The sequence below is a fragment of the Psychrobacter sp. CX14 genome (assembly GCF_057396205.2).
In genome coordinates this window covers 1,797,818-1,809,823 of the sequence record NZ_CM183187.1, presented here as the reverse complement: position 1 = coordinate 1,809,823, position 12,006 = coordinate 1,797,818, and the positions used below count along the sequence as shown (strand labels likewise).

Here is a 12,006-nt window from a genome sequence, read left to right as displayed (position 1 = left end):
AAGCTAATTAAACCACAGCTTATAAAGCTTAGTAATAAAAAGAAGCCCGCTAAATCTAGCGGGCTTCTTTTTTTGATGGTGTGTCAAAAAGTATGCTGATTAAAATTTAAACAATTTTGAAGCTTTGAAAACCATATAGAATCAGGGAACTTAGCCTAAACTTCCTATTGACTTTTAGCGCCAGCATACTATTTAGAACACCATCCTTTTTTGTCTGTTATTTATAAACCTCTTATGTGATTAGCCTCTATTGTGTCCCTTAGGTAACATCAGCCGCTCTAGAACGCTTGGGCATAGATTTTACAATCATTTTTCATTAAACTTGCTTACGGCAATTTTTACTAACAACATAATGATATCTTTATTGTACGCCAACTTCGGCAACAGCTCCTCAATTGAGTAGCTTACTTAATATACAGCCGCAATCAAAACTCATCTGGAAACTATCACTTATGACCGGCCGGCCTCCTACTCTTAGCAAGCATATAGATGATAACGTCTTTTATGAGATGAAGACGCTACTTGCTGAGGACTTTGCTCCATTACTTAATGAATATCTGCATAATAGCGCGCATTACTTTCAACAATTGACCCAAGCAATCGCTGATAAGCAAATACATACTGCGTTAGATATTGCACACACTTTAAAGGGTGCCAGTTTAAATTTGGGACTACATAGATTGACTGCGCTGTGCCAACAGATTGAAGACGCTCTTCATCAGCAGCACTCACAAAAATTAGATAAGTTACTGACTCTCATCAAAGATGAAATAGACGGCTCTAATACAGAAATTTATCACCGCTTGAATACCTAATCATCAATCTATAACCAGCTACCTTTTTTGTTTTATAACTGTTGAGACTCTATGACTGCTCCGAATAAATCACTAACGATTAATAATTCCTCTAACCATCAGAATCACTCTAACCAAGCAGATGATGACGCCCCTTTATTGGACGATTGGCTTACAAACATTCGGATTGTCATGGTCAATACCACTTTGCCAGCAAATATTGGGTCAGCAGCCAGAGCCATGCTCACCATGGGCTTAACTGACTTGTTCGTGGTTAACCCTAAGCATCCTATTGATGATACTAGTATCTCCCATGCTGCCGGTGCAAAAGGTGTATTAGATGATTGTCAGGTCGTAGAGACACTTGAACAAGCCATTGCAGATTGCCAATTGGTATTTGCCGCCAGTAGTCGCCAGCGCCACATTCCGCGTCCTGTGGTGACACCAGATCAAGCTGCTCAGCTGATTTTGCAACGTCACAGTCTAATTGATGCCACTAAGACTGATAGCACAGGCCATACAAAAGTGGCTGTATTGTTCGGACGTGAAGACCGAGGCCTTACCAATGATGAGCTGGCGTTAGCAGACTATCATATTCAAATTGATGCCAATCCTAACTATCCTGTATTAAATGTGGCCTCAGCGGTACAGGTGATTTCTAGTTTCTTTTATAGCCGGTTTTTGCAGCATGAACAGCAAATTATTGCTGATGGTTCTGAGAGTATTGAAAACGTTGAGGTCGGTCAGTCATATCAAAACCAGCCGGTTATTGATATTATGCTAAGACAGCTTTGGGACACGCCAGCGATCAACCAACAACAAAAGCTAAGCCTACAATCTCGCATTATTGAACTCATGCATACGCTAAATTTGGTTGAAAGCACAGATACTCAAGCGCTTAGAGACTTGCCTAGCAGATTATCAAGACTGCTTTCACGACTGCAATTAGACCAAAAAGAATATGAATTATTAAATGCTATTATTGCCAAAGTGGCACTTAGACTCTAGAATTAAAGGTTATCTAAGCTTTTGCTTGTTATATCCCAATACCTAACCATAAGATATCGCTATGAGAATCATTAAAGCCATTCGTAAAGCCAAATCATCATTACAAGAAGATATCTCTGCCGTATTTAGCCGCGACCCTGCAGCGCGCAATAGCGTAGAGGTACTTTTGACCTATCCAGGTATCCATGCGCTTATTATGCATCGCGGCGCACATTATCTATGGCAAAAAGATTATAAGTTTTGTGCGCGCGCCTTATCTTATGGTTCACGTATGGTGACGGGTATTGAGATACACCCCGCGGCTCAAATTGGCCGTCGCTTTTTTATTGATCACGGTATGGGTGTGGTGATTGGAGAAACGGCTAAAATTGGAGATGATGTCACGCTATATCATGGCGTCACGTTAGGTGGTGTATCGCTAGGTCAAGGCAAACGTCATCCGACGTTAGAGGACGGCGTGATTGTGGGTGCCGGTGCTAAGGTACTCGGTCCATTTACAGTTGGCAAAAACGCGAAAATCGGCTCGAATGCAGTAGTGGTCAAAGAAGTGCCTGAAGAAGCCACTATGGTCGGTAGTGCGGCACGTATGATTGCCCCTGTCTCAAACGAGGCTCAAGAACAAAGCCTAGTAGAGGCTGAGAAGCAAAACGCCAATAATAAACAGTCTGATGAGGAGTGTTTATCTTGCCCAGATGACGCTTTGGTAGAAAAAGAGCGTAAACATAACCGAGACCAATATGAAAAACGCTTGTCTGAGCGCTTAGACTTTAGTGCTTACGGCCTTAATCCTAATTCAGAAGACCCCGTTGCTGAAGCCTTTACCAAGGTACTAAACCATATCCAGCAATCGGAAACCCGTATCAGCGAGTTACAGGACGCTATCTGCAAACTTGATCCTAGCTTTAAGCCAAAAGACTGCCATAAAATCAGCGCCGATGAATTAGAAGACGTTATTAATAACTAATTAAGCATTGTTAAAAGCAGGATCTTATCAAAAACCTTATTAAAGCGAACGGCACAATTATAAAGCCATAGATCATCGGCTCATAAATAGTTTAATTCTATCAACTCATTTATCCCTACCCATTCATGCTTTTTGAATGGGTAGCGCTCCGCAATAGCAATCAGTTCTGATTGTTCATTCTTAATGCCAAGTACATCAATATCGATAATTACCTGACGGTTTTTAGGCTCTTTGATATTGTCAATCACATCAACCACATCTTGCTTAATCAGCTTTTGTGCTGCATAAAAGTCATGCTGAATATTCTTCTCAATAACCTTAGTCGTTTTGATGACCTCACCTAGATTTGCAGTCACATCAGAGGCATCAAACACTAGATAGCCGCATTGATTGGTATAATCCGGCTTAGGATTATCAGGCGTCGCTGTATAATCAGGGTTTATGAACTCGGTTGACCATATCGTCTGTGAGCATAAATCAGCCAATGCTTCTCTAGCCTGTGCTAAATGCGCTGAGGCATTCTGATTACTACCCAATGCTACCAAATAGCCCTGTATATGACGCCCTGTTTTTAGAGTACATAGCTTTTTGATAGATTTAATAGCGGTTAGGATATTTGAATTATCTAGATGGGCGTTATTAGACTGATTACTTATGCTTAGGCTATTTTTTTGGCTGGCTGGCTGCTGATGGTTCATGTTCCCTATTCCTCTTCTGCCCTATCTTTACTCTCAGCTCACGCAATGACGACTAATTGGCCGTGCGCACAATATGAACCGCTACTGCATCTGCCTGCTCAATGGCTGTTGGCTTAGCCACCGTTACTTCAACCTCAGTGGTGTTATATTTCTCTAAAATATTTGTCGCAATCAATTCAGCCAGTCGTTCAATCAATAACGCTTTGGTGTCTTGGCACCAAGCAGTAATGTCATCACACACTTCTTTATAATTAATAGCATGAGTGAGATCATCGGTATTGGCCGCTTCACTGATATCGGTTGTCATTGTCACATCAATGACTAAAGGCTGAGTGATTGCACGTTCCCAATCAAAAACACCAATGATAGCATCAACCTTTAACCCTATGATTTTTACTTTATCTGCTTTACTCATGTCATCTCACTTTATCAAAAGAGTGGATAGCGATTCGCCATACACTAAGCATCTATCTGTTATGCATTATTTTGTTTAGGGGCCATTTTTTTAAGGACTTTACTGGGTCGATTACGCCACAAATCGATACTAAACAAAGCCAGTCCCAGCCAAATGAGTCCAAATATAATCAACCGGTGACTGTCAAAAGGCTCACGATAATAAAACACCGCCAAGAAGAAAATAATGGTTGGTGTTAAATAATTCATAAAACTAATGATACTGTACGCCACCATTTTAGTAGATTTATTAAATAGCAACAGTGGTATTAAAGTGATTGGGCCTGCCAGCATCAAGAACCAAATATTATCACTCCACCAAAAGGACAGATTTGAGCTCACCACATCTGAGGTCATAAACCACCAAATGCATATAGGCACCAATAAAGCAGTCTCTAAAAATAGCGCATCCAGCGCTTGTAGCGGAGTACGCCGCTGCATGACCCCATAAACGCTGAAGGACATTGCCAAAATCAGCGATACCCACGGCAAGCTACCAAGCATAACGACCTGAATAAGTACCGAAGATATGGCAAAGCCGACCGCTATCCACTGTAAAAGACGCAAGCGCTCCTGTAAAAACACCAAGGATAATAAAATACCCACCAAGGGGCTGATGAAATAACCGAGACTGGCTTCTAGAATTTGATTGGCATTAACCGCCCATACGTAAGTCAGCCAATTGGCGGCGATAATCAGGCTGGATATAAAGGTAATAACAATAAGGCGAGGGTTTTGCTTAATGGTAGTAAGCCATTGCCAGCGCTTGGTCAATATCAGTACCAAACTTAAACACACGAAGGTCCAGACAATACGATGACCGATAATTTCGACCGCATTGTATTCGCCTAACTGTTTAAAATAGAAAGGAAAACAGCCCCATATTGAAAAGGCCAATAAGGCAGTAATAATACCTTTGTTAGTGGTTTTGACAACGACGGGTTTTGGCTTTGGAGTGTTGCCATTGGTAGGCGTGGCTAGTGACATAACAATTATCCTAAGGATTTATTTATAACACTAAATCCTTTCTTTAAAGGCTATTACCTGAGTAGATCAGATTGCTAAAAATTACTGAAAAACAAAGCCATCCTTAAAGCGGATGGCCTTAAATAATTATCGACCTAATTTAACTAAGTTTAATCACAAGATGCGATTCATTTATTGGGTCTTTATCGTCATACCTATCTTATTGGCTAGGTCAGCAAACCCTGGGAAGCTGGTATTAACCGTTTCAACACCTTGGATAGTTATGGTGTCGTTGGCTCGCAGACTTGCCACAGAGAAGCTCATCGCAATACGGTGGTCATGATGTGAATATATTTCACCGCCACCAAATACAGGCTCATGCGACTGACCATCGCCTTTACCTTCGATAGTAATACCGTCGTCAGTCACCGTACAGTCTACGCCTAATTGGGTTAACCCATCTGCCATGACCGCAATACGATCTGACTCTTTAACACGCAGCTCTTTAGCACCGGTTAAGACGGTCTGACCTTGCGCACAGCTGGCCGCCACAAACAGGACTGGGAACTCATCAATCGCTAGAGGGACCAATTCTTCTGGAATAGCAATGCCTTTTAATTGAGCTGATTTAATTGTAATATCTGCAACCGGTTCGCCGCCCACAAAGGTCTCATTACTTAGCGTAATATCAGCACCCATTAGTTTTAAGATATCGATGACACCGGTACGGGTTGGGTTCATACCCACTTTGGCAATGGTAATCTCACTGTCTTTGGCAATAGAGCCAGCTACCATAAAGAAGGCGGCTGAAGAGATATCCGCGGGCACTGCAATGTCACAAGCGGTTAGTTTACCACCGCCCTCGACGCTGATTTTATTACCCTCAACCTGCACCTCATAACCAAAGGCTTTTAGCATACGCTCGGTATGATCACGGCTTACTTCTGGCTGAATAACCGTCGTCGTACCTTCCGCCCAAAGCCCAGCTAAAATCAGGCAGGATTTTACTTGTGCAGAGGCCACAGGCAACTCGTAAGTAATACCATGTAACCTGCTACCACGCTTATCGCTACCGGTAATGCTAATTGGTGCAGTACCACGCTCGCCGGTGGTCTGTAATGTCGCACCCATTTCACGCAAAGGCTTGGCCACTCGCTCCATTGGTCGTTTTGAAAGACTGGCATCCCCAGTTAATACACTGTCAAATTTCTGTGCAGCTAAGATGCCAGATAATAGACGCATTGTAGTGCCTGAGTTACCCATATACAAAGGCGTATGACTTGGCTTTAATCCATTGATACCAACACCATGGATGGTCACTTCACCATTTTCAGGACCTTCGATGGTCACGCCCATATCTCTAAAAGCTTGCAACGTGGCAAGTGCGTCTTCCCCTTCTAGAAATCCAGTGACTCGAGTAATGCCTTCAGCTAAGCTCCCAAACATAATACTGCGGTGTGATATCGACTTATCACCTGGTACTTCAATGGTGCCATTAATAGTAGAGCTTGGGGTAATAATGTATGCGCTAGAGGCATTATTTGAAGTCGCCATAGAGTTATCCGAATTAGAAAGTTCTGTTAGTTTTTTAGTATAAGGGGTACTGGTCAGCATATGACCGAAGTGTTTTCTTGCTGATTGTGCTCGGCCTAATAGACCTAGCAGCTGAGTCGAGTCTTCTGTGTCTATAATCTCACGTAAGTTACTTAAATAACTGCCATATTCATCAAGCGCTTTAAGCAATGCCGGCTTATTGGCAATAAAAATATCATGCCACATTAATGGATCGCTTGCGGCAATACGGGTGAAGTCCCTAAACCCGCCTGCCGCATAGCGAAATATATCCATATTGTCATCGTGACTTGCCAGCTGCTCAACCAGATTGAAAGCTAACAAGTGCGGTAAATGACTGGTATAAGCCAACACTGCATCGTGATGCGCCACCTCCATTTTCATCACCGTGGCGCCTACCGCCTGCCACAATGCTGATATCTTTTGAATAGCACTTAGCGTAGTAGAATCAAGCTCACAAATAATAATATTATGGTCAACAAACAAGGTCGCCAGACGCGCGTTAAATCCCGACTGCTCTGCGCCGGCTATAGGATGCGCAGGCACAAATCCGCTCGGTAGGTCAGTGAATACCTCTTTGGCTGCATCGACCACATTTTGCTTGGTGCTACTGACATCGCTAATAATACAAGTCTTGGAGATTAAGCCTTGTTCCATAGCCTGATGAATGTCTTTAAAGACGGCTTTCACTGCTTTGACGGGTACAGCAATGATAATACAATCACTATCCATAATGACATCGCTAAGCGTATCACTACCGGCATCAATCACAGACGCATCTAACGCAGCATGAATGCTAGGCAGATGTCTATCGACAGCGACCAGTCTGGTCGACAAATTTCTGTCTCTAATTGCTTGAGCCAAACTGGCACCAATAAGCCCCAGACCGACCACACATACCTGTTCGAACAAAATTGCCACTTCACCTATCTCGCTTAATGATTGTATGGGCTATCTATGTGCTGTGTTCTATTTATTATAATCTAGAGAAATATCACACAGGCTATGTATTATCTATTATAAAGACTCTAGCGTATCTCTTAGAGTATCGATTAGGCGAGTATTGTCCTCTGGCGTACCGACTGTAATGCGCAGCCATTCATCCAGCCCATAACCACTAAGGGGTCTGACAATAATACCCTGCTCTAATAAAGATTGATAAATACCGTTGGCATCACCGACATTGACCATCACAAAGTTGGCATAGGAGGGCACAAACGCCAGTCCTAACGCATCAAACTGCTTACATAACCAGCGCTTTTGTCCATCGTTGAGCTTATACACTTCTTTAATAAAATCTTGGTCACTTAGCGCGGCTACTGCTGCTGATTGAGCCAGTACGCTGACATTAAATGGCTGACGCACGCGGTTTAGCAAACCTGCAATATCAGGATGACTTAGCGCATAACCCACTCTCAACGCAGCCAGTCCATATGCCTTAGAGAATGTACGGACAATAATCACATTATCAAACTCATCGATTAATGCGCGATTATTACTCTCTGGACTGTATTCAATATAAGCTTCATCCAACACGACCAGTATATGCTCAGGTACTTGAGACACAAATTCTTTTACCGCATCGCTTGTTAACAAAGTACCCGTTGGGTTATTTGGGTTCGCAATAAATACAAGGCGCGCATTGGGTGTGTCTTGAACTGCCGTGAGCATCGCATCTAAGTCATGCCCATAACGGTTGGCGGGTACTTCTACGCCGGTTGCGCCCAATATTTTGGCGACCATTGGATAAACGATAAAGCCATATTGACTGTATATAATCGCGTCATCACTGTTTACAAAGGTGCGCGCGATGATATCTAGCAAATCATTAGAGCCATTACCCAAGGTTACTTGCTTGATATTGGTATCGGTAAACTCGGATATCGCTTGTTTTAACGCATACGCATTGGCATCGGGATATCGCGACAATTTCCCTAACTTCTCGGTAATAGACAAAGTCACGTAAGGCGAGCAGCCCAAAGGGTTCTCATTGCTGGCAAGCTTGAGCACATCACTGACATCATACTCACGGGTAAGCTCTTCAACAGACTTGCCCGACTCGTAAGCCTGAAGCTGCAAAATGCTATCGTAAGCTGGGGTAGTAAAGGATTGTTGACTCATGATGACACCTAATTTATATGCAAATAATGCGTATGTTTAACAACTGAAAAAACAAGCTAAGTTAAAATAAGAGAGCATTAAGCTAAGCGGCTCCTTAAAATAGATGGCTTTAGCTTTAATCAAAGCCATCGCTTAACCTGCCTTAATCTCAACTACAGCCTTAAATAACCGCTTGTGGATATGAGCCTAGAATGCGTACGTCTCTGACCATTGGGCGAATCTCTTCGATCGCCGCACGCACATTTTCATCTTCGATATGACCTTCCATATCAATAAAGAACACGTACGCCCATTTGTTTGGACGCTCTGGGCGGGTTTCGATACTGGTCATTGATACGCCATGCTTAGATAGCGGTTTTAAGATTTCGATAAGCGCACCGGCTTTGTTATGGGCAGACACCAAGATTGAGGTCTTATCATGACCTGATGGTGCAATCTCTTCGCGGCCAATAATCAAGAAGCGGGTGGTGTTGTTTGGATTGTCTTCAATATTCTCATGCAGCTTATGCAGACCATATTCAGCCACTGCCACATCACCGGCAATCGCTGCTGAATGCCACTCGTTTTTTAGACGGCGTGCTGCTTCACCATTACTGGATACTTGCACACGCTCTACATTAGGATAATTCACATCAAGCCAATGACGGCACTGGGCAAGTGACTGCTGATGCGAGTAGATACGGCTTAAACTCTCTACTTTGGTATGCTCAGCCACTAAGAAGTTCTGATGAATTGGCAACTCTACCTCACCGATAATTTTAAGTGTTGAGCTTAAGAAGCCATCAAGGGTGTGGTTCACTACTCCTTCAGATGAGTTCTCAACCGGTACCACGCCATACATGGCAGAGCCGGCTTCTACTTCACGGAATACATCCGTAATAGTGGTTAACGGTACGGTGGTTGAGGCTTTACCAAAATGCTTAAGTGCAGCAGCGTGAGTAAAGGTGCCAACGGGACCTAAGAAGGCAATCTTTTGAGGCGCCTCTAAGTCAAGGCACACTGACATGATTTCACGAAACAGGCGTGCCATTTTCTCATTGCTAATGGGGCTGTCTGACACCTCATTACGCTTCATAATGTTTTTGAGCACTTGTGCTTCGCGCTCTGGACGATAAAAAATAGGATTTGATTCTGCTTCGTCGGCATTTTCTTTTTTAAATACCGCGACTTCTTGGGCAAGTTTGGCACGATTGCTAATAAGCTGTAAAATCTCACCATCTACTTGGTCAATCTTGTGACGTAGTGTTTCAAGCGTATTGGTCGGTACAGTACTTGCGCTTGAGTGATTGCTATTATTTGCCATTTCATTACCAGTATTATTGTCGTTATTCATTGACGAAGTCATAAAAAAGCCTATAGGTCATGTTATGATATTTGGAGATGTTACAGGTCGTAAAAAGTTAACTATAACAAACTTACGCCCTGTTAAGATAGCGTCGTTTAGACACAGCGTACTGTTTTAACTCAAAATACGCCAATATGCGGCTTAAGCCATTGATTTTGCCATATTCTGTGTCTTATTCATCGGTTAATGCTATGGCTAGTTTAATACGCTAACCGTTTTAACGCTAGGGGTTATCGTTTAGTTTAAACGTTAACATAGTCTCGAATGATAATACCCTTAAAAATTTTAATCCCCTGACAATAATTTAGGAATACATGATGAGTGCCTTATCACAATTACAAACCATGACCACCATTGTTGCAGACACCGGTGACTTAAGCGCCATTGCTCGCTTAAAGCCTGTTGATGCCACAACCAACCCCAGTCTCATCACTAAAGCACTCACCCACCCTGATAAGCAGGCCATGTTATCAGATACCCTAAATCGCTTCTCTGATCGCGGCGATAGCATGATTGATAATGTCATTGATAATCTGACGATTCAAGTCGGTACCGATATCCTAAAACTTATCGAAGGACGTGTATCAACCGAAGTCGATGCCCGTTTATCTTATGATACTGAGGCGACAATCGCCAAAGCGCATGAATTTATGGATGCTTATGCCCGTGCTGGTGTCGATAAAGACCGTATTTTGATTAAAATTGCAGCCACATGGCAAGGTATTAAAGCCGCAGAACAGCTTGAAAAAAAAGGCATTCACTGTAATCTAACTCTTATCTTTGGTCAGCATCAAGCGGTTGCTTGTGCCGATGCAGGTGTGACCCTTATCTCGCCATTCGTGGGCCGTATTCTGGATTGGCAAAAGCGTGAACAGAACCGTCAAAGCATTCCGGTTAGCGATGACATGGGCGTACAATCGGTTAAACGTACTTATCAATACTACAAGCAGCACGGTTATAAAACCCAAGTGATGGGCGCAAGCTTTAGAAGTGTCGATCAAATCTTAGCATTGGCAGGCTGTGACTTATTAACCATTGCACCAGATTTACTTGATCAATTAGCGGCATTAGATACCCATGTTGAGCAGCAACTGTCTGCCGATATGGTTAGCGATACTATGCCACGAGTGAGCTTAACTGCGGATGAATTTAACACCGCGTATGAACAAGACAGCATCACTCAGCACTTACTACCAAAAGGTATAGACGGATTTATTAATGCCCGTGACGAGCTTGCAAAAGCGTTACAACAACTTAGCAAATAATTGACTGAGCTGATTTAATAGACAAAAAAACTCTATGCAATGCGTAGAGTTTTTTTGTGCATTATTTCAGTAAACTTTTAATTAAATAGCTATTGAATTAGCTTAGCCTTCTAAAACCGTGTAAACAGGTACCGGAAATTTATCATGTAAATCAACCAAGTCTAACAATACCAACACGCCAACAACATCGTGACCCGCTTCTTTGCATAAATGATAGGCAGTGTTTAATGTGCCCCCTGTCGCCAGAATATCATCTACCAACAACACTTTAGAGGCACTAAGCCCCTCTTGAATCTCTAACGTGTCACTACCGTACTCTAACGCATAAGATTTATTGGCCACGGGTGGCGGTAGCTTACCAGGTTTACGCAGTAGCATCATGCCTTTGCCCAAACGTCCTGCAAGTAGGCTGGCAAACACAAAGCCGCGCGCTTCAATAGCAACCAGACAATCCACTTCATCTAATAGACCTTCTGGCAGTGCATCGAGTAGAGCATCAATCACCGCACCCACATGATTTAGCAATAACGGAGTAATGTCATAAAAATTAATACCCCGCTTTGGAAAATCAGGCACCATACGAATGGCCTGCCAAAGAGGATGTTGCTTTTGATTTTGCTGAGCGTCAGCACTTAATGAAGCGTCTAAAGAAGGCGTTGCAGTCGCTTGATTACTCATAATTAAATCCGGCAGTGATTGGGTAATACCTCGTATTCTAGCATAACTGACAGCAATGCCCATTACCGCTTGTTAACCAATGCTGCCTTCTATTTGAGTACGCACTCTAATACGAGTTTGCTATAAATTCAGCGATACGGTG

Annotated in this window: 11 protein-coding genes; 4 read left to right on the top strand and 7 right to left on the bottom strand. The window is 42.9% G+C overall.

Features of this window, described 5'->3' with window-relative positions; genetic code table 11:
* Positions 1-452 precede the first annotated feature (452 nt).
* From AC2SLO_RS07345 to cysE, 3 genes are all read left to right on the top strand, one after another.
* Complete coding sequence (locus AC2SLO_RS07345) at positions 453-815, top strand: Hpt domain-containing protein (RefSeq protein WP_486541009.1); 363 nt, start codon at positions 453-455, stop codon at positions 813-815.
* A 51-nt stretch (positions 816-866) separates the two neighbouring features.
* Entirely contained in the window at positions 867-1,802 is a 936-nt protein-coding gene (locus tag AC2SLO_RS07340; protein WP_486541007.1) for an RNA methyltransferase, read from the top strand.
* A 61-nt stretch (positions 1,803-1,863) separates the two neighbouring features.
* Complete coding sequence (gene cysE, locus AC2SLO_RS07335; RefSeq protein WP_486541005.1) at positions 1,864-2,766, top strand: serine O-acetyltransferase; 903 nt, start codon at positions 1,864-1,866, stop codon at positions 2,764-2,766.
* Between the two features lie 80 nt (positions 2,767-2,846).
* Here the strand turns inward: cysE and AC2SLO_RS07330 are convergent, their stop codons facing one another.
* The 6 genes from AC2SLO_RS07330 to pheA all read right to left on the bottom strand — a co-directional run bounded on the left by AC2SLO_RS07330 (position 2,847) and on the right by pheA (position 9,879).
* Positions 2,847-3,464, bottom strand: a complete 618-nt coding sequence (locus AC2SLO_RS07330; protein ID WP_486541003.1) for a hypothetical protein — start codon at positions 3,462-3,464, stop codon at positions 2,847-2,849.
* Positions 3,465-3,516: 52 nt separating this feature from the next.
* Positions 3,517-3,879 carry a dihydroneopterin aldolase gene (folB, locus tag AC2SLO_RS07325; RefSeq protein ID WP_486541001.1) on the bottom strand — a complete coding sequence of 121 codons (363 nt, stop codon included), beginning with the start codon at positions 3,877-3,879 and terminating at the stop codon, positions 3,517-3,519.
* A 59-nt stretch (positions 3,880-3,938) separates the two neighbouring features.
* The gene (gene rarD, locus AC2SLO_RS07320; RefSeq protein ID WP_486540999.1) at positions 3,939-4,904 is read right to left on the bottom strand and encodes an EamA family transporter RarD; all 966 of its coding nucleotides are present in this window, start codon (positions 4,902-4,904) and stop codon (positions 3,939-3,941) included.
* A gap of 171 nt (positions 4,905-5,075) precedes the next feature.
* Positions 5,076-7,370, bottom strand: coding sequence for a bifunctional prephenate dehydrogenase/3-phosphoshikimate 1-carboxyvinyltransferase (locus tag AC2SLO_RS07315; RefSeq protein ID WP_486541195.1), 2,295 nt, complete (start codon positions 7,368-7,370; stop codon positions 5,076-5,078).
* A 102-nt stretch (positions 7,371-7,472) separates the two neighbouring features.
* Entirely contained in the window at positions 7,473-8,576 is a 1,104-nt protein-coding gene (gene hisC, locus AC2SLO_RS07310; RefSeq protein WP_486540997.1) for a histidinol-phosphate transaminase, read from the bottom strand.
* Between the two features lie 160 nt (positions 8,577-8,736).
* On the bottom strand, positions 8,737-9,879 hold the full coding sequence (gene pheA / locus AC2SLO_RS07305) for a prephenate dehydratase (RefSeq protein WP_486541193.1): 1,143 nt from the start codon (positions 9,877-9,879) through the stop codon (positions 8,737-8,739).
* A gap of 359 nt (positions 9,880-10,238) precedes the next feature.
* On the opposite strand from pheA, the gene AC2SLO_RS07300 reads away from it, so the two are divergent.
* The gene (locus tag AC2SLO_RS07300) at positions 10,239-11,186 is read left to right on the top strand and encodes a transaldolase (RefSeq protein ID WP_486540995.1); all 948 of its coding nucleotides are present in this window, start codon (positions 10,239-10,241) and stop codon (positions 11,184-11,186) included.
* A 102-nt stretch (positions 11,187-11,288) separates the two neighbouring features.
* On the opposite strand, the gene AC2SLO_RS07295 is transcribed toward AC2SLO_RS07300, so the two are convergent.
* A complete protein-coding gene (locus AC2SLO_RS07295) occupies positions 11,289-11,864 on the bottom strand; it encodes an adenine phosphoribosyltransferase (RefSeq protein ID WP_486540993.1) in 576 nt (191 codons plus the stop codon).
* Positions 11,865-12,006: the final 142 nt, after the last annotated feature.